This is a genomic window from Adhaeribacter terreus (assembly GCF_042657365.1).
Taxonomy (GTDB): domain Bacteria; phylum Bacteroidota; class Bacteroidia; order Cytophagales; family Hymenobacteraceae; genus Adhaeribacter_A; species Adhaeribacter_A terreus.
Map to the genome: position 1 here is coordinate 204701 of NZ_JBHSKT010000007.1, position 18241 is coordinate 222941.

The 18241-nt window shown below is 45.8% G+C and carries 16 protein-coding genes; 6 read left to right on the forward strand and 10 right to left on the reverse strand.

Going from position 1 to position 18241, the window contains the following annotated elements:
* Positions 1–379: 379 nt before the first annotated feature.
* Positions 380–1024, reverse strand: coding sequence for an O-methyltransferase (locus ACFPIB_RS12925; protein ID WP_378017878.1), 645 nt, complete (start codon positions 1022–1024; stop codon positions 380–382).
* 164 nt (positions 1025–1188) lie between these two features.
* Positions 1189–2427 carry a M16 family metallopeptidase gene (locus tag ACFPIB_RS12930; RefSeq protein ID WP_378017879.1) on the reverse strand — a complete coding sequence of 413 codons (1239 nt, stop codon included), beginning with the start codon at positions 2425–2427 and terminating at the stop codon, positions 1189–1191.
* Between the two features lie 152 nt (positions 2428–2579).
* Between ACFPIB_RS12930 and ACFPIB_RS12935 the strand changes: the two genes are divergently transcribed.
* A complete protein-coding gene (locus ACFPIB_RS12935; RefSeq protein ID WP_378017880.1) occupies positions 2580–3608 on the forward strand; it encodes a glycosyltransferase family 9 protein in 1029 nt (342 codons plus the stop codon).
* 114 nt (positions 3609–3722) lie between these two features.
* Entirely contained in the window at positions 3723–5015 is a 1293-nt protein-coding gene (locus ACFPIB_RS12940; protein WP_378017881.1) for an aminopeptidase P N-terminal domain-containing protein, read from the forward strand.
* A 406-nt stretch (positions 5016–5421) separates the two neighbouring features.
* On the opposite strand, the gene ACFPIB_RS12945 is transcribed toward ACFPIB_RS12940, so the two are convergent.
* From ACFPIB_RS12945 to ACFPIB_RS12980, 8 genes are all read right to left on the reverse strand, one after another.
* A complete protein-coding gene (locus ACFPIB_RS12945; RefSeq protein ID WP_378017882.1) occupies positions 5422–5796 on the reverse strand; it encodes a hypothetical protein in 375 nt (124 codons plus the stop codon).
* Between the two features lie 195 nt (positions 5797–5991).
* Entirely contained in the window at positions 5992–7392 is a 1401-nt protein-coding gene (locus ACFPIB_RS12950) for a DNA/RNA non-specific endonuclease (RefSeq protein WP_378017883.1), read from the reverse strand.
* A 286-nt stretch (positions 7393–7678) separates the two neighbouring features.
* Positions 7679–8605 carry an aspartate carbamoyltransferase catalytic subunit gene (locus ACFPIB_RS12955; RefSeq protein ID WP_378017884.1) on the reverse strand — a complete coding sequence of 309 codons (927 nt, stop codon included), beginning with the start codon at positions 8603–8605 and terminating at the stop codon, positions 7679–7681.
* A 12-nt stretch (positions 8606–8617) separates the two neighbouring features.
* On the reverse strand, positions 8618–9169 hold the full coding sequence (gene pyrR / locus ACFPIB_RS12960; protein WP_378017885.1) for a bifunctional pyr operon transcriptional regulator/uracil phosphoribosyltransferase PyrR: 552 nt from the start codon (positions 9167–9169) through the stop codon (positions 8618–8620).
* A gap of 170 nt (positions 9170–9339) precedes the next feature.
* The gene (locus tag ACFPIB_RS12965) at positions 9340–10836 is read right to left on the reverse strand and encodes a T9SS type A sorting domain-containing protein (RefSeq protein ID WP_378017886.1); all 1497 of its coding nucleotides are present in this window, start codon (positions 10834–10836) and stop codon (positions 9340–9342) included.
* Between the two features lie 230 nt (positions 10837–11066).
* Positions 11067–12509: a hypothetical protein gene (locus ACFPIB_RS12970; protein ID WP_378017887.1), complete on the reverse strand. Its 1443-nt coding sequence runs from the start codon at positions 12507–12509 to the stop codon at positions 11067–11069.
* Positions 12510–12677: 168 nt separating this feature from the next.
* Positions 12678–13082: an EVE domain-containing protein gene (locus tag ACFPIB_RS12975; protein WP_378017888.1), complete on the reverse strand. Its 405-nt coding sequence runs from the start codon at positions 13080–13082 to the stop codon at positions 12678–12680.
* Positions 13083–13314: 232 nt separating this feature from the next.
* Entirely contained in the window at positions 13315–13725 is a 411-nt protein-coding gene (locus ACFPIB_RS12980) for a hypothetical protein (RefSeq protein WP_378017889.1), read from the reverse strand.
* Positions 13726–14026: 301 nt separating this feature from the next.
* Between ACFPIB_RS12980 and polX the strand changes: the two genes are divergently transcribed.
* The 4 genes from polX to ACFPIB_RS13000 all read left to right on the forward strand — a co-directional run bounded on the left by polX (position 14027) and on the right by ACFPIB_RS13000 (position 18237).
* Positions 14027–15736 carry a DNA polymerase/3'-5' exonuclease PolX gene (gene polX, locus ACFPIB_RS12985; RefSeq protein ID WP_378017890.1) on the forward strand — a complete coding sequence of 570 codons (1710 nt, stop codon included), beginning with the start codon at positions 14027–14029 and terminating at the stop codon, positions 15734–15736.
* 257 nt (positions 15737–15993) lie between these two features.
* The gene (locus ACFPIB_RS12990; protein WP_378017891.1) at positions 15994–16548 is read left to right on the forward strand and encodes a hypothetical protein; all 555 of its coding nucleotides are present in this window, start codon (positions 15994–15996) and stop codon (positions 16546–16548) included.
* Positions 16549–16647: 99 nt separating this feature from the next.
* Positions 16648–17721, forward strand: coding sequence for a glycosyltransferase family 9 protein (locus ACFPIB_RS12995; protein ID WP_378017892.1), 1074 nt, complete (start codon positions 16648–16650; stop codon positions 17719–17721).
* 51 nt (positions 17722–17772) lie between these two features.
* A complete protein-coding gene (locus ACFPIB_RS13000; protein WP_378017893.1) occupies positions 17773–18237 on the forward strand; it encodes an OsmC family protein in 465 nt (154 codons plus the stop codon).
* Positions 18238–18241: the final 4 nt, after the last annotated feature.

The window sequence follows — 18241 nt, forward strand, 5'->3', positions numbered from 1 at the left end:
GCGGCTTCGTTTCTGCGTGCGCGTCTCACCCTTTCCTTTGCTTGCGCAATTTTGCTAAAGCAAAAGTCGGAAAGCGCGGAGGCCGCGCACGCAGAAACTGGTAATCTTTTCTCCTCCGTAGTCAGCTTTTTATCTTTTGTAGCGTTTCATGAAACGCTGCGCTGGCGATATGCGTGGAATTGGGATGTAAATAGTTCGAAATTCATTGCCCTCTGTTTTAGCTGACGGCTTTAAAGCTCCCCGCCTGGACAGGAGGAGTTGGGGTGGTTGACCTTCGTTCCCATATGTTTTAGCTGACTGTACTCGTGCAGAAAAAAAATCCTCCCGTGTTTTTGGGGAGGATTAAAGGGGGGCCAGATAGTTCAAAAACCGGTTGAATTTATTTTTTTCGGATCACCAGTAACCCATCGCGGATCGGCAGGAGTACATTTTCTACACGGTCGTCGGTTTGGATTTTCTGATTGAAATCCAGCAGGGCTTCGGTGTCTTTGTCAAGTTTTTTGCGGAATTTTTCCAGTACTTTGCCGCTCCACAAAACATTATCGGCAATAATAAAACCGCCGGGCCGCACCTTGTCAATCACCAGATCGAAATAGTTACTGTAGTTAATTTTATCGGCATCAATAAAAACCAGATCGAAGGTTACATCCAGCGTCGGGATAATTTCCAGGGCGTTGCCTAAATGGTATTTTACCTTGTTTTTAATACCGGCTTCGGCAAAATAACGACGCACCATGTCTTCCAGCTCGTCGTTGATATCGATGGTATGCAGCGTGCCATTTTCGGTTAATCCTTCCGCCAAAGAAATGCCCGAATAACCAGTATACGTGCCAATTTCCAGAATATTTTCCGGTCGGATCATCTGCGAGAACATGGCCAGCGTACGGCCCTGAATATGGCCCGAAAGCATGCGCGGCATCATTACGTTAGCGTGTGTTTCACGGTTCAGCTTTTTCAGCACTTCAGTTTCCGGCGTGGTGTGATCTTCGCAATATTGGTTTAAATCTTCGTCTATGAATTCCATGGGTTAATGTGCTGATTGTTTAATGTGCTAATGTGCTATTTTTTTTTGCTAATGCGAAATTGAATTAGTGCATAATTTGTACAGGATTCTAGCTATTTTGAAAGTCTATTTGATTATAAAAAAACCGTCAGAATAGCACATTAGCACATTAAGAAATTAGCACATTACTTCGTTTCTGGCACATAATTCAAAAAGCTCAGCTTATCCTCGGCCAGAATTTCTTTCGCAATTTCCTGGAGTTGTTCGGCGGAAGTTTGTTTGATCTGGTCGAAAATTTCGTTCAGGGTGTCGATGCGGTTCAGGTCCAGAATGCTTTTGCCCATCATCATCATGTAACCAATATTGCTTTCTTCGGCCATGGCCAGCTGGCCCATAAGTTGGGCTTTGGTGTTGTGCAGCTGGTTGGGCGTAAGGGGAATTTCGCGGAGTTTTTTCAGTTCTTTCAGTACCAGATCAGTAGTGCGTTTCAGCTGCTTTTTCTCCGTTCCGAAGTAAATATTGAACAAGCCAGTATCTACGTAAGCCGTGTACGACGCATCGATGGAGTAAACCAAACCATATTTTTCGCGCACCGCTAAGTTCAGACGCGAGTTCATGCCGGGGCCGCCAATTAAGTTCGAAAGCATGAAAAACGGTATCCTTTTTGGGTCAGAAAGTCCGTAAGCTGGTGCGCCGATGATGCAATGCGCCTGGTTGATCGGTTTTTCGATGCGGATGCTTTGCGGCTGATATTCTAAAAACGGTATGCGTTTACGTTCCAAAACCCGGGCCGGAATTTTCGCCAGATATTTTTCGGCCAGCTTCACCACTTTCTCGAACGGCAGGTTACTCACCGAAGCAAAAACCAGGCGGTCGGTGCTGTAATTATTCTGAATAAAATTCAGGAAATCAGCTTTCTGGAAATGCGTTACGCTCTCCGTAGTGCCTAAAATGTTGTTTCCCAACGCATGATTTTTGAAAATCACCGAATCGAATTCATCTACAATGGCATCTTCGGGCGTGTCCAGATACATGGCCATTTCTTCCAGGATCACGCCACGCTCTTTCTCAATTTCCTTTTCCGGAAAAATGGAATGGAACGAAATATCGGCCAGCAATTCAAAGGCTTTCTCGAAATGCGCATCTAAAACCGACGCGTAAAAGCAGATCTTTTCTTTGGTAGTATATGCGTTTAATTCGCCTCCCACGGTTTCCAGACGGTTCAGAATATGAAAGGCTTTGCGCTTTTCAGTACCTTTAAAAGCCATGTGTTCCCAGAAATGCGCCAAACCCAGCTGACTTTCATTTTCATCGCGCGAACCGATATCGAACGTAAAACCGCTGTGCGCAATTTTGGTGTGAAGTACTTGTTTATGGAGAATACGAATGCCGTTTGGCAGTGTATGGATGTGATATTCTGACATTAAAATCTTTCAGCAAATGGACCACAAAGGTACGCATTTTTTACCGGATGGTTGGTGGGTTCCCAGGATTGTAGGGGCACCCCTCGTGGTTGCCCTTTCACATTATCCGGAAAAAAGCAAACACCACATTATTTTCGTAATTTTACCCCAGCATGAACGCCCCGCAAAAAATATTAATAATCCAGACCGCTTTTCTGGGCGACGTAGTTTTAGCCACCGCTTTACTCGAAAAACTGCACGAAACCTTTCCGCAGGCCAGGCTCGATTTTCAGCTGCGCAAAGGCAACGATTCGCTGCTGCAAAACCACCCGTACCTGAACTACCTTTACATCTGGGATAAAAAGCAGGGCAAATTCAAAGACCTGTACCGCTTGCTGCGCGAAGTCCGGAAAGAGAAATACGACCTGGTGATTAATCTGCAGCGCTTCGGGGCAACCGGTTTGCTAACCGCACTTTCCGGCGCAAAACAAACCGTAGGCTTCGATAAAAATCCGTTTTCCAGGTTTTTCAGCCACGCCGTTTCGCATACTATTTCCAACGGTTTGCACGAAACGGAACGCAACCAGAAACTCATCGAACACCTCACCGGACCTGAAACTGCCAAACCAAAACTTTACCCCAGCCAAGCCGATTTTGAGAAAGTGGCGGTTTATAAAGCGCAGCCTTATATCTGCGTAGCGCCGTCTTCCATCTGGTTCACGAAGCAATACCCGGAAGAAAAATGGGTGGAGCTGCTGAAAACTGTTCCGGAAAACCTGAAAGTGTATTTGCTTGGAGCGCCAAATGATAAAGAACTCTGCGACCGCATTTTGCAACATTCCGGAAGAACGAACGCCGAAAATTTGTGCGGAAAACTGAGTTTGTTGCAGTCGGCGGCATTGCAAAAAGATGCGGTTCTGAGTTACGTAAACGATTCCGGACCGATGCACCTGGCTTCTGCTACTAACGCGCCGGTGGCGGCGGTTTATTGTTCTACTGTGCCGTCTTTTGGGTTCGGACCTTTATCAGATTTTTCCAGAATTGTAGAAACCGAAGTGGATCTGCCTTGCCGGCCTTGTGGTTTGCACGGGTATAAAGCTTGTCCGCAGGGGCATTTTAAGTGCGCGCTCACCATAAAAAACGAACAATTGCTGGCTGTGCTGGAACAAGCGCTGGCTGAAAATTCAGGCGGAAATCGGTAGGGGAAAGGGCGTAAAAATTCGCTTATCTCAATATTTAGTGCTACTTTTCGTTTCAGAAATAAGAACTTGCGCCGCCGCCAAAAACGGTAGCCTTTTATAGCAAAAAACTCAAAAATGAAATATTCGCAGATCGATCCGGAGCTTTTCATTCACAACCGGGCCAACTTTGTAAAACAGCTGAAACCGTGTTCATTGGCCGTTTTTCATTCCAACGACGTAATGCCGACCAACGCCGACGGCACCATGGCTTTCCGCCAGAATAACGACCTTTTCTACTTAAGCGGCGTGGACCAGGAAGAAAGTATTTTGCTGCTTTTCCCGGAATCGAAGGATGCGCGGCTGAAAGAAATTCTCTTTGTGCGCGAAACCAGCGACCTGATTTTAACCTGGGAAGGCTACAAACTCACCAAAGAACAGGCCCGCGAAGTTTCCGGCATTCAGACCGTTTTCTGGACCCACGAATTCAAATCGGTGCTTAATTCTTTAATGACCGAAGTGGAAAATGTGTACCTGAACACGAACGAACATTTGCGCGCCGTAATTGAAGTTGAAACCCGCGACGCGCGCTTCATAAAATGGTGCAAAGAGCATTACCCATTGCACCAGTATCATCGTTCGGCGCCTATTATGCATAACCTGCGCGCCATCAAATCGCCGTACGAAATTGCCCAGATCCAGAAAGCCTGCGACATCACCGAAAAAGCGTTCCGCCGTTTGCTCAAATTCATAAAACCAGGCGTGATGGAGTACGAAATTGAAGCCGAACTTTACCACGAATTCCTGCGCAACCGTTCCCGAGGACCAGCTTACGGCTCGATCATCGCGTCGGGCGCTAATGCCTGCATTCTGCACTACGTAGATAACAACCAGGAATGCAAGGACGGCGACGTGATCCTGATGGATTTTGGTGCCGAATATGCCAATTACGCTTCGGATCTTTCGCGCTCCGTGCCGGTAAACGGCAAGTTCACGCCGCGCCAGAAAGAAGTTTACAACGCCGTGCTGCACGTAATGAAAGTGGCCAGCAACATGCTGATTGTAGGAAATACGTTAGACCAATACCACAAATTTGTTGGCACCGTAATGGAAAACGAACTGATAAAACTCGGCTTGCTCAACGAGCAGGACGTGAAAAATCAGGACCCGGAAAAACCGCTTTACAAGCAATATTTCATGCACGGCACCTCGCATTTCTTAGGCCTCGATGTGCACGACGTAGGCAGCAAATTCCGGGCATTTGAAGAAGGCATGGTGTTTACCTGCGAACCGGGCATTTACATCCGCGAAGAAGGTTTGGGCATCCGTTTAGAAAACGATTTCCTGATTACCAAAAACGGCGCGCAAGACCTCATGAAAAACATTCCGCTGGAACTCGAAGACATCGAACGCCTGATGGCCGAGAAATAAAAACGATACTGTTTTGAAGCAAAAAAGTCGCTGCCGGATTAATTTCCAGCAGCGACTTTTTTATGAATTTTTGGGGCGTTTTGCCTACCGTTTTGTGAGCTAAACCTGTGAGGTTTTTTGCTTTCTGAAACAAGCCGAGCAAATGTTGTCAGCCAACTGTGGTCCGTGGCGCACAGGCCATCTTGCCGATGTTTGCTTAAAGCTGTTACATTTTAACGGTAGTGTTTCGGTCTGTGCGCCACAGACCGAGGATGAGTTTGCGGGTTACGGGAGTTTTTTTATGAGTTTTTTATGAGTTTTGTCTACCGTTTTTTTGAACCGTAAACCTGTGAGGTTTCTAATACCTCACAGGTTTTTTGCTTACTGAGTTTTCAGCCTAAAACGCTACCATTTCCGCCCCAAAAACTCACGAAGCCATATTCAAATTATTCGAAGCTTTTTCGAGTTTTATCAGTTCTATGGCTTCTCTCAAAGATTCGTCCATGTTTTTATGCAGGCAATGTAAGAGCATTAGAATAATGTTAAACGCCGCTTCACCTTCCGAGTGCCCGATAATAGACGTAAAACCGTAAAGCAATAATTTTATGCGTTGTCGGTTCTCGGGCGTATCTTCCTGAAATTCGGTCTGGATCTTGTAAATTACTTTGTCGCGGTAAACCGGAATATTGGCGGCGGTAGGATGCTCTTCCTGGTAAGTATCGAAAATAAAGTTTATAGCTTCAGAGAAATTATTTTCATTCAGCAACTGCTGGATTCTGGTTTTATATTCGTTTGCGTTCATAACTGTAGTATTTTGTGTTTTGAGAGCGTATAATATGTTTATACGAAAACAAAGGGTAATGTGCCTGCTGTTTTTGGGTAAAATGGTATGCTAGCAGTTTAAAAAAGTAAAACAAAAAAAAAGCGCCTCCACTTTTTCAGTGCAGGCGCTTTTTGCAAATGTATTTAACCGATTCTATTTCCGGGTAAACAAAACTTAGTTCGTCGGGCCGTTGTCGGTTTTAGCTTCTACCGCAGTTTGCACGGCTTCCGGAAGGTTGGAAAGCAGGTCGTAACCTGTTGCAGCTTCAATAGCATCTACGCTGGTGCGGTAAGTACCCCAGCTCGAGCTAACGCTGTTAATATTAGGCGTATTTACGGCAATTATGCGGGTGGTATTGTTCACGCGGTTCACGTCGCCGTTGCCTTCCGGCAGCACCACAATTACTTTCCAAACGTTGCTTGGTACGGTTACTTTGCCGCCGTTTATAGTTTTAGTTAAGCCGCCTTTCGAGCCGGTTCCGCCTTCGCCGTAGCTGCCCATAATTACGTAAACTTCGTTGCCTTTATTTACCAGCGAACGGGTATAGTTTTCCAGGTCGGCCCAGATCTGCTGGTTATTATTTGGCGCCTGCGGAATCATATTCGTCATTAGAAAAGTGGCCGAATTTATGATCGTAGTGCTGGAACGGTCGGCAGAAGGACAATTATGGCCCCGATCGAAACCGGTGCTGGAATAACTGGTCTGGATTACGCGGTACCAGCCGGCCGGCAACGTATTATCGGCCCTGAAATTATCCTGACGCGGTGCACTGCCAATCCAGGTGCGGTCCAGGTGCCAGCTAACCCAGTTCGGAATGCCGCGGTCGCGGTGGTAGGAGAGGTCGTATTCGTTTTTCTGCATCAGGTAATTGGCGAAGTTGGCTACGTTATTGGTAGCGTTGCTCGGGTTGCCCATACCTATGTGCAGGTTATCGGTTGGAAGCGGTTCGTTAATAACTGGTTCCGGGGCATCGTAAGTACCATCGGTATCGCCGGCTAGACCGTAGCCTTTAAAAGAAAAATCATCGATGTTCAAACGCGCGGTACCGCTGGAAATTTTCCGGATCTCGAATTTCACCGAACCGGTCAGGTTAACGGTAAACGTAGCCTTTTGCAAGGTAGTAGCAGTAGATTTAACCGTTTCGCCCACTTTCATAAATTCGCCGCCATTGTGCGAAACCCAGAGTTCCCATTCACTTTCCGGGTCGTTGCCGTAGCGCGCGTGGTTTACCGTAACCGTAGAAACACCTTTCGGCGAAGCAAAATTCATGGTTACTTTACCCGTATAACGGATTCGCACCGATTGATAACCATTTCTGCGGTCATCGGCCGAAGTTCCGATCAACGCGTCATCCAGGATCCAGTCGCCGCTACCCAGCGTAATAGTATCGGTAGGATAACCGAATTTGGTTGTGGCTTCAAAGTCTTCCGGAAAACCAACAATGGTGCCCAGCGGAACGTGCTGCGGGTTTTCTACAGGATTTGTGTTGTCTGGCGTAACGTTGTCTTCTTTACAGGAAGTTACCGCGCAACCCAGTAACAGCACAAGGAAAAAATAGGAAATTTGCTTTCTCATTTGAAAAGGATAAAAGAAAAAAAAAGCTTCAACTGGCTCGTTTTAAAATTTTTCAGGCATTTAAAACCTGAACAGCAAACCAGTTACAGCCAAAGGTACAAAAAATGCAGGAAAGTTTTGTTAATTATTTGAAAGTCAGATGTTTGCTGATGTTATTTTAAAATTTAAAATAAGTTACAAACAAATTACAAAAGAAAATCAACCTGCAAGAGCAACTGTGGAATTTCAGTAAAATACCTGATTAAACCTAAAAAAACGATAGGGAAATTGCCCGAAAAAGTGCCGCTTATTCTTTGCTTGAAGCCAATAAGTAAAGCACCGCCATGCGCACCGCCACGCCATTTTCCACCTGATCCAGAATAATAGACTGACCGGAATCGGCGGCATCGGAGCTAAGTTCTACGCCGCGGTTTATCGGACCAGGGTGCATGAGCACAATTTCCTTGTTCAGGCTTTCCAGTATTTTTTTATTGATGCCGAAATATTGGGTGTATTCGCGCAGACTCGGGAATAATTTGCCTTGCTGCCGTTCTAACTGAATGCGCAACACATTGGCTACATCGCACCATTCCAGCGCCTGGCGCACATTGTGGCTCACTTTCACGCCCAGTTCGCCAATGTATCTCGGAATCAAAGTGCTTGGTCCGCAAACCATTACTTCGGCGCCTAATTTCTGGAGTGCAAAAATGTTACTTAACGCTACGCGGGAATGCAGAATATCACCGATGATCGCAATTTTCTTTCCGGCAACTTCCCCTAATTTCTCCCTTATCGAAAAGCTATCTAAAAGTGCCTGGGTTGGGTGTTCGTGGGTGCCGTCGCCGGCGTTTACGATGTTGGCTTTTATGTGGCGCGAAAGGAAATGCGGCGCGCCCACGCTCGAATGGCGCATCACGATCATATCCACTTTCATGGCCAGAATATTGTTTACCGTATCGAGCAAGGTTTCGCCTTTTTTAACCGAGCTGCCGCTGGCCGAAAAGTTGATCACATCCGCGGAAAGGCGTTTTTCAGCAAGTTCAAAAGAAAGGCGCGTGCGGGTAGAATCTTCGAAGAAAACGTTGGCAATGGTAATGTCGCGTAGCGATGGTACTTTCTTGATCGGGCGGTTCAGTACTTCCTTAAAATGGTCCGCGGTTTCAAAAATAAGCTGAATATCGGCTTCGGTAATATCTTTAATTCCTAATAAATGGCGGACGCTGAGCTGTGACATTGCGGGGAAAAATTATACTTCGTCGGTTTTGGAAATAAGCCAGATGTTGTCTTCGGCGGTGTTTTCGTTTTGCCATGCTACCAGCACTTTCTGGCTGGCCAGCGAGTTCACTTTCTGGCCCACGTAATTGGCCTGAATGGGCAGATCGCGCTGGTAAAGGCGGTCTATCAAGATCAGCAATTCCACTTCCGCCGGACGGCCAAACGCGATCATGGCATCTAAAGCAGCGCGCACCGAACGGCCCGTAAACAGCACATCGTCTATTAAAACCACGCGGCGGTCTTCAATTATAAAGTCTATGGAAGTGGCGTTGGCAGCAATGGGGTTTTCGCGGCGGCGGAAATCGTCGCGGTAGAAAGTAGTATCCAGAAAGCCCAGCGGAACCAGCGAGCCGGTAATTTGCTGCAGTTGTTTCTGAATACGTTGCGCCAGGAATTTACCGCGGGGCTGCAAGCCAATAAGCACGGTCTTGCTGAAATCGCCGTGCGTTTCTATAAGCTGATGGCAAAGCCGCTGCAGCATGATCTGAAGCAAAGCGTGGGGAACAATCAGGCGTTTCTGCATAGCAATTCGGTTTCGCAAAGATACGTTTTTGCCTTTTTCCGCCAAATATTTTCTGCTGAGGAAAAATGGTAGGGAAAAGGTGCAAAAAACTAACCTTGTATCGTAGGGCTTAAACCCTACGCTACAAGGTTTGCTGCAAAAACGCTATAGTTTTAGGCTAAAAAAGTGCTTTACTGCTTCACTAAACGGCTCGTAAACGTTTTCCCTTTCTGCGAAGCCTGCAATAAATAAATTCCTTTCGGTAATTCCGGAAACTGTAATTTTATTTCAGAATTTGCCGAAGTAGCGGTTTCTTTTTGCCACACAATTTGACCTAACGTGTTGCGCATAGTAAGCTGCGTAATGCCGGATGTTTCACCAAACGTTAAAGTCAGTTCATCGGAAAAAGGATTTGGGAAAGCTTGTACCAGTGGTTTTTTGTTAACTTCTTCTTTCACGGCCAGAATATCGGCTAAAGACCGGCAGGTTCCGTAGGTTTCGGTGCCTTTAGTGTAGCATTCCAGAGTTGTTGTTTCGGTTGCGCCCATCGAAAAAATTTCCCGCCGGGTTTCGCCAAGCCCTACCGAATAAGTATTTTGAACACCATAATCTACTCCCGGCGAAAAGATCTTGCTGCACGAATCGAAACCCAGATTTGTGAATTGCATTTGCTCCCGGTAATTATATTTTGCCTGACTTATAATAGCTTTTGAAACCCGGCTGTCTTGTGAGAAAAGACTTCCCCCTGCAATAAAACCATGCGAAAGCGCATAAGGCGCATTCGGAAAATCAGCGGAAATTTTTAAATCATAAGTGTACTTCGGCGTTAAAGTGGTGGCTTTTGAAGCCGAACACCATCCCATTGGTGCACCCGGAGATCCATAGCCTTTGCTTAATCGTTGTTCCTCAATTGAATAGATAATTGTATCACCACTTGTACTGCGGGCTTTTATTTCTCTTTCAGTCCACTCTTCCTGGCATACAGAATTATGAACATCAAGATGTTTATAGTATAAACTGAATTTATCGCCGGGCTGAAAATCGAAGATCGCAAACGGACTGTTGATCGTATTTCCCAAACCTTTTTCCGGCAGCGCATAAAATTCCAGCTCTCTCGGTTTGAAATAAGCATCGGAATACTGGCTTAAATTCGGTGCTTTCAGGAAACCGTAGTTTTTTGAAAGCTTAATGGTTTTGCCATTGCTCAATGTGTAAGTCAAAACCGAATCCGAAACGGTATTCTTTACCGGCTCAAAAGTGCGGGAAGTAAGCGTAGCGGTAATGGCCGGATTAGAAAATGCGCTCCAACTTTGGCCAATAGCAGCTTTAGTTTTTAACAAAAACTCTGCGCCCTGATACGTTTTAAAAATGTAATCCCCGTTTGTCTTTTTCTGCATTTGCGACCCAAACTGATTATTAGGGTGAACAGCATATTCCAGATAAAGTCCGCCGGGAGGCATACAATTAGAAATCGATGGACCACCTTTCCGAGCAATCGGGTTAAAAACAAAAACCGAATCGCCGTTCACCACCTTCGCCGAATCGATGCGCATGGAATAAATGGAATCCCGGGCAATGTAGTGGTAGGTTAACCCTTTCCGGAAGGGCTGATAATTCTGCGCCGAGACCGTAGTTCCGCTTATGATTAATGCAAAAATTACCGCGAAAGCAGGTAGCAGTTTTCTCATAGTAAAGGCTTCAGGAGTAAATTCTTGCGAAAGATATAAGTTTGTGTTAAGAAAGCAACTGATGTGTGTTACTTTTGTTCGGTTATGTTGCTTACAAACACTCCATGAGCAGGAAAAACGGTAGGGTTTGGGGGCGAAAAAGTAGACTGATAGAATTTATATCAGGTGCAGTTAAGGTTGCCGGAAGTAATTAAAACGCTATGGTTTCAGGCTTAAAAAGTACAGAGCTCTTAAAACGATAATTTATTCACGAAGAAAACGGTACGTACGCCGTCGCTGCCACGAATTTTCTGTTCCCCGAAAACCAGGAAATGTTGTTGTTGCCAATGTTTTACGCCCTGCAGATCGGTGTTTATGAGCTTCTCGTTGGGTAAAATCAGTTTGGCTGTAGTCTGTAATTCGTTGGAAGAATTTTCGTTGCCGGAAATAACTTTGTAGCGGATCACTTCTTCATCCAGGTAGCAGAATGCGATCTTGTTTTGAAACACGCCGGCCGCCGTTATTTGCTTCAATTCCAGTTGCTGTATATTTTCCAGCGGAAAACTGTTTTCCCATTGCAGATTTCCCTGCGCATCGAAAGCCGCGGCCACGGTCTGGGAAAAAGCGTAACCGCTGAAAACCCGGTTGGTAGAGCCTTCGCCTTCGTATTGCGGGTAATAAAGCTCGCCGGCCAGAATAAAACCATCCAGATACGGGTACATTTCGTGCATTAAAAAGCGCTGTCGCAGCACATACGTTTTGCGCGTGCTCCGGAAACGGTCCAGTTTGCGCCGCACTCTTTCCTGGCGGCCCGGGCGCAGATAATCGAAGAAATGGGGGAAAGTAGTGAAATCGTAATACTTCAGATTCTGGTTGCCGGTAGTTAAAAACGGGCCGGTAAAAAAGCCCTGCGGGTAACGCAGATCGCGTAAACTATACGTACCGGCCAGTAATTTGCGGGTACTGTCGCCGGGGGTTAACCTGCCGGAAAGGTAATTATGCTCGGGGCTTTGCAGGAAATTGGTAGAAAATAAACGGCCATCCGGCGCCAGCCTTTTGGTTTGCAGCCGCGCTTTCAATCCGTTCGATTCCGTTAAAATAAATTCCATGCGTCCGGCCACCGTATCGGCATTAAAAGCAGCCAGCGCCGAAGATTGGTCGTAAATGGCCGGCAGTTTTAAGAGTTCTTCCCGGTCGGGGTTCAGGTGTAAAACCGTAAGCCGGTCGTTCTGCAAACCCGTCAGAAATAAATTGCCTTGCAAAGCTTGTAAACCGGTGAGCGTAAAGGTCATGTGCTCAGGCAGCTGGTGGTTGGTCTGGGTTTGTTCGCCGGTTGGGGTATGCACGCGCAACAGCACAAATTCATCTTTTTTATCCCCATCGAAGTACAGGAAAAGGGTTTTTCCTTCGGAAGTTGCTTCTAAAAATTTACAGCCGCGCGGCAATTGCAATGGTTTTTGCCACAGCAAAGTAAGGTCGTGGTTGAATTTAAATAGATAAAAAGGTTCGGAATTGCGGCGGAAATAGTCTTCGTGCGTGAAAACAAAAACGGTGCTGTCGGGTTGTGGCCAGACTTCGTATTGGGTAAGATCGTTGCGGAAAGGCAATTCGGCGCGGCTGTTCTGGCTGGGTTGGGCCCAGGCGCAAAACACCGGAAATAACAGAAAATACAAAAGAAATAAAATTGCTTTCATAGCCGCGAAGCTTTTCCTACGCGAACCTGCCGGGGAAGTTCGGTACTAAAAATAACGCCGGAGCTGCCCGTTTGTTTTAAGGCTGCTCCGGCAGTTTTTAGCGCTGAAAGCATAGCGATTCTGAAGTAAAATTACGGGCAACTTACGAACAGATTCGCCGCAATATTTCTAGTTTCCCAGCGCCAGGATCACTTCAAATTCTTCCGGTTTCAGCGGCATAACCGATAAGCGCGACTGCCGGATTAAGGGCACCTGCTGCAACCGTTGGTCGGCTTTGATCTGCGATAACGTAACCGGATCTTTAAAATCGCGGAAAGGAACCAGCTCCACCGAAACCCAGCGCGGATCGTCGGCAGTAGGATCGGGGAAGGCTTCTTTTTCTACTTTCGCAATGCCCACTACCGCTTTTTCCGAAACACTATGGTAAAATAAAACCAGGTCGCCGCGCTTCATTTCTGCCAGAAAATTGCGGGCTGCATAATTGCGCACACCATCCCAAACGGTTTTTCCGTCTTTTACTAGGTCCGCCCAGCCATATGTTTCAGGTTCCGATTTTACGAGCCAATAGTTCATGTTAATGTTTAGTGATTAATGATTACTGAATAATAATTAGTTGAGAAATGAATAATGGTAGTATTTGTAATTTTAAGCGTTTAAAGAGAAGTTTTTTTAAATCCGGAAAGTAATGATTTCGCCAAATTCCAGCAAGTTGTTTCATTACTACACATGCAACATTCGGATTTCTGTACTTAACTATACAACTTTCAAATTAGCTGACTAATCACTATTCATTATTCACTAATCACTATTTAAAGGTGCGTTTCAGCTTAAGTTTATCTGCATCAATAGAAAGGATCTCTGCCTCGTACTCCATAGAATTATGGTTCGGGAAAGTAACTTCCAGGTGGTTTTTATCGCGGATCAGCCAGTTACCAATTTTTTCTTCCAGGCCATCGGTTGGGGCAATATCGTACTGTTTTACAGTGCCGTCAGCTTCCAGTTGAAAACCGGTGCGGCCACGGGCAGGCGGAAAATCGTAACTGTTAGGGCGGTAAACCAGCGTGTCGCCGCGGTCTTCTTCGTGAGAGTGCAACCAGGTTTTACCGAGCAGCGCGTTGGTAATTTCTATGGTTTCTTTGGGCGTTTTTTTCTTGCAGGTTCCCGCAATTAAAAACAAACAAAACAGCAGTGCCCCGGGAATATACTTAAATCGCATTGTATTGAGCTTTCTATTACGCAAATGAGGGTGAAATTGCGGGCAAGTTACAAAATTCAATCAATAGTGATTCTGGATAGTGAATAGTGATTAGTGTTTAATGATTAGTGATTTGGGATTTCAGTTAGATTTTAGAAACGATAGGGTTTTAGATAGAAAAACTAAAAAGCATTTTTCGTTTCGGTTTCCGACGGCTTTGGCTAATTTTACCACATAGCAATCCGTCAGCTAAAGCAGACGGCAATGAATAAGAAATTGTGAGGAACTAATCACTAATCATTATTCACTAATCACTACAAAGATGGATAATAAAAATATACGCCGCGCCTTTAAACTCATGGCCAGCTTAATGGAGCTGCACGACGAAAATGCCTTTAAAATAAGAGGTTACCAGAACGCGGTGGCTGCGCTTGAACGCGTAGATGCGCCCATGGCCGGCATGACTGAAAAAGAACTGGAAAGCTACGAAGGTGTAGGCAAAAGCATTGCCGCCAAAATTGTAGAACTAAACCAGGCCGGCTCCTTTGCCGACCTGAACAAGTTGCTCGAAATTACGCCGCCCGGCGTGGTAGAAATGCTGAATATTAAAGGCTTCGGCCCGAAAAAGATCCGCACCATCTGGAAAGAACTGGGCATTGAAAACACCACTGATCTGCTGCAGGCCTGCGAAAAAGATGAAATTGCCAAGCTGAAAGGTTTCGGCGCCAAAACCCAGGAAACCCTGAAAAATGCGCTGCTTTATAATGAGCAAAGCAAAGGCAAATTGCTCTGGGCCGAAGCCGAAATTCCCGCCGAAGACCTTAAGAAACTGCTGCAGGAAACGCAGAAAACCGATAAGGTTGAAATAACCGGAGAATTCCGCCGCAAGCTCGAAATTATTGATCTGCTGCAACTGGTAATTGCTACGGAAAACCCGGTTAAAACCCAGGAACAACTCAATGAAATTCCGGCTTTGCAGCAGAACGAAAAATTTTCCGGACCATTTGCCTGGCGCGGAACGCTAGGGGAAACGGGCCTAAAAGTCGAAATAAAGCTGGTTCCGGAAGCGCAATTCGTGAACGAAGTTTTCCGGAATTCTGCGCATGATCTGCACCTGAGCTTGCCTTACAACGGTTCCGAAACGCTATACAATTTGCTCAAAAAAGTCACGTTCCAGACAGAAGCGGAAATTTACGAAAAAGCCGGCCTGCAATACATCGAACCCGAGTTGCGCGAAGGCCTCGGCGAACTGGAACTGGCCGCCGAAAACAAACTTCCCAAGCTACTGGAAGACTCCGACCTGAAAGGCATTCTGCACAACCACAGCACCTATTCCGACGGCGCGAACACGCTGGAACAAATGGCGGTTTTCTGCAAAGAAGCCGGCTACCAGTATTTAGGCATGTGCGATCATTCCAAATCGGCTTTTTACGCCAACGGTTTGCAGGAAGGCCGCGTAATGCAGCAACAAAAAGAGATCGACGAACTGAACCAGAAACTCGCCCCATTCAGAATTTTCAAAGGCATAGAATCCGATATTCTCAACGACGGCTCTTTAGACTACGACGAGGCCATTCTGAAAACCTTCGATTTTGTGGTAGCTTCCATTCACAGCACCCTGAACATGACCCAGGAAAAAGCCACCCTACGTTTAATTACAGCCATTCAAAATCCTTATACAACTATTTTAGGCCACCCGACCGGACGTTTACTTTTGCGCCGCGAAGGTTACCCGATAGACCACAAAGCCGTGATAGATGCCTGCGCCGAAAACGGGGTGATCATTGAAATAAACGCCAACCCGTGGCGCCTGGACTTAGATTGGCGCTGGGTGCATTATGCTCTGCAAAAAGGCGTAATGCTCAGCATTAACCCCGACGCCCACAGCACCACCGGCTACGCCGACATGCGCTACGGCGTACTCATGGGTCGCAAAGGTGGCCTAAGCGCCGAAATGACTTTTAATGCGAAGAGTAGGGAAGAAGTAGAAGCGTATTTTCTGCAACGGAAGAAGGAGAAGGGGATTTTGTAGAAATACATTTGTTTGAAGGAACTGGTAGAAACTGGCGCAAGTGTTAAGCCGAATGGCGTCACTTGTGCCTGAAGACATGCCGGAAGTCTCCAGACTTCAGTATTCATGAAATTTGGATAAATGCAAGTCTGGAGACTTACTCTTGTCAGTGTGTCACAAGTCTCGCTGCGCTAAGACTAGCGCCAGTTGGATTTAGGCGCAGCCTAAACTTGCGGAAGGAGAGTTCTGAAGGTTCATCCTTTTAATTTAATTTGAAAATGAGGCTTTCCAGTTTACTTTTACTTGTATTCCTTGCTGGTTTATCTTCTTGTGATAATAGCTCTAATGATTATAAAAAGTTGCAGGATACATATTTAGGTGATGTAATTTGCCTGGAACGGGAGGATACTACTTTTTACAGTTACTCAAGCGATAGTACAAAGGCTTATCTCAGAAAAGGGACAATTGTCAAGTATCATTCAAAGGAAAAGGTCGATACTTCTTATCATTGGGGCGAATCAGTTGTAGTAAAATCTCACGTTGATAAAATGGTGAAAGGCGATACTTTTATTTTGGCAATTCAAAAACCTTTAGATAGCATATTTGGGGTCTATAATACTGATATAAATGATGAGGGATTTATGTATGGAAGGCCAAAAATGCCAGATCAACATGATATAGCTGAAATTCAGCTCAAGGTTAGCAAGGTTAAGTTTTATTGGATCATAAACCAAAAAACAAATGATATTTATGGGCCATTGAGTAGAAATGAATTTCTGATTAAAAGAAATGAGCTAGGCGTTCCAGATAAACTTCAATTTAATTCTAAATAAGCATTATTTGGTTTCAATTTTCACAATGACAGTTTGACTATAATTGGCATACAACCTTATAAAACTTAAATTTGCAGAAACTTATCGCCCGAAACTACCTTGCAAAAAATCCTCATTCTCCGTTTTTCTTCCATTGGCGATATCGTTTTAACCACGCCGGTTATCCGTGCGCTGAAGCGCCAGCTACCCAATGCCAAGATCCATTACTGCACCAAGCAAAATTTCCGGAGTATTATTGAAAGCAACCCTAACGTTGACAAAGCGCATTACTTAGGCGAAAGCCTGAACGAACTGATCGCGGAGCTGAAAAAAGAGAAGTTCGATTTTGTAGTAGACCTGCATAATAACCTGCGCACCCGCATCATCAAAACGCGTTTGGGTGTAAAAGCCGGTACCTTCGATAAACTGAATTTCCGGAAGTGGCTGCTAGTGAATCTGAAATACAATGCCATGCCCGACGTGCACATTGTAGAACGGTACCTGGCAGCAGCTAAAAACCTGGGCATTACCAACGACGGCGAAGGTCTGGATTATTTCATCCCCGAAAAAGACGAAGTAAGTTTAAATACTTTGCCGGAAACCCACCAGAACGGTTATTACGGCATGGCCATTGGCGCGCAGCATTATACCAAACGTCTGCCCGTAGAAAAACTCATCGAGCTCTGCGAAAAGATCAATGCTCCCATCATGCTGCTCGGCGGCAAAGAAGATTTCGAAACCGGCGAAATAATTGCCAAACATTTCCAGAATTCGAACAACGAACAACGAACAACGAACAACGAAAACCCAACAATCAGCAATCAGCAATCAACAATTAATCCGGAAAACGAAAAAACGAACAATCGAATATCGAATAATCGAACAATCGTACTTAACGCCTGCGGAAAATACAACCTGAACCAGTCGGCTTCGCTGGTAAAGCAATGCAAGGCGCTTTTCACCCACGATACCGGTTTAATGCACATCGGGGCGGCTTTTAAGAAGAAAATCTATAGTGTCTGGGGCAACACGGTTCCGGAATTTGGCATGTACCCGTATAAAGCCGATTTCGAAGTTTTTGAAGTGAAAGGTCTGGATTGCCGGCCTTGTTCCAAAATTGGTTATAGCAAGTGCCCGCGCGGACATTTCAAGTGCATGCGCGAACAGCAATTTAATTTTCAACTTCCGGCTTAACCTTTTCGGGCGGGAGGCAGTTTTAGAGTGTAAAACCATACCGTTTCTACTTTGAAAAACGAACAGAAATCTGCGATAACCACTACCAACCAAGTGCGCGCCGAAGTTGGCGAAAATTCCCTGCAAGCCAGTATTCAGGCCGGAAAGCACGAAATGATTGCCGATGAACCCGAAAGTTTAGGCGGAAAAGATACCGGTCCGGAACCATTCGATTACCTGCTGAGTGCGCTGGCCGCCTGCACCACCATTACCCTGCGCATGTACGCCGACCGCAAAGACTGGCCCGTGAGCATGATCAACGCGGTGGTTTCTTTGCTGAAAGAAGAAGCCGGCGATGCCGTAGAACTGGAAAAGAACCCGGTTAAAAAGCTGCAAACCAACATTACCGTAACCGGTAACCTCACCGACGATCAGGTTCTGCGCTTGCTGGAAATCGCTAAAAAATGTCCGGTACACAAAGCCATTTTGCCGGCGTTTAAAATCGTAACTGAAATTCGCCTGGCGCAGCCCAAGTAGTTTT

Excerpts from the sequence above, each read along its gene's own strand:
- ACFPIB_RS12925 (WP_378017878.1), bottom strand. The coding sequence starts at position 1,024 with ATGGAATTCATAGACGAAGATTTAAACCAATATTGCGAAGATCACACC.
- ACFPIB_RS12930 (WP_378017879.1), bottom strand. The coding sequence starts at position 2,427 with ATGTCAGAATATCACATCCATACACTGCCAAACGGCATTCGTATTCTC.
- ACFPIB_RS12935 (WP_378017880.1), top strand. The coding sequence starts at position 2,580 with ATGAACGCCCCGCAAAAAATATTAATAATCCAGACCGCTTTTCTGGGC.
- ACFPIB_RS12940 (WP_378017881.1), top strand. The coding sequence starts at position 3,723 with ATGAAATATTCGCAGATCGATCCGGAGCTTTTCATTCACAACCGGGCC.
- ACFPIB_RS12945 (WP_378017882.1), bottom strand. The coding sequence starts at position 5,796 with ATGAACGCAAACGAATATAAAACCAGAATCCAGCAGTTGCTGAATGAA.
- ACFPIB_RS12950 (WP_378017883.1), bottom strand. The coding sequence starts at position 7,392 with ATGAGAAAGCAAATTTCCTATTTTTTCCTTGTGCTGTTACTGGGTTGC.
- ACFPIB_RS12955 (WP_378017884.1), bottom strand. The coding sequence starts at position 8,605 with ATGTCACAGCTCAGCGTCCGCCATTTATTAGGAATTAAAGATATTACC.
- pyrR (WP_378017885.1), bottom strand. The coding sequence starts at position 9,169 with ATGCAGAAACGCCTGATTGTTCCCCACGCTTTGCTTCAGATCATGCTG.
- ACFPIB_RS12965 (WP_378017886.1), bottom strand. The coding sequence starts at position 10,836 with ATGAGAAAACTGCTACCTGCTTTCGCGGTAATTTTTGCATTAATCATA.
- ACFPIB_RS12970 (WP_378017887.1), bottom strand. The coding sequence starts at position 12,509 with ATGAAAGCAATTTTATTTCTTTTGTATTTTCTGTTATTTCCGGTGTTT.
- ACFPIB_RS12975 (WP_378017888.1), bottom strand. The coding sequence starts at position 13,082 with ATGAACTATTGGCTCGTAAAATCGGAACCTGAAACATATGGCTGGGCG.
- ACFPIB_RS12980 (WP_378017889.1), bottom strand. The coding sequence starts at position 13,725 with ATGCGATTTAAGTATATTCCCGGGGCACTGCTGTTTTGTTTGTTTTTA.
- polX (WP_378017890.1), top strand. The coding sequence starts at position 14,027 with ATGGATAATAAAAATATACGCCGCGCCTTTAAACTCATGGCCAGCTTA.
- ACFPIB_RS12990 (WP_378017891.1), top strand. The coding sequence starts at position 15,994 with ATGAGGCTTTCCAGTTTACTTTTACTTGTATTCCTTGCTGGTTTATCT.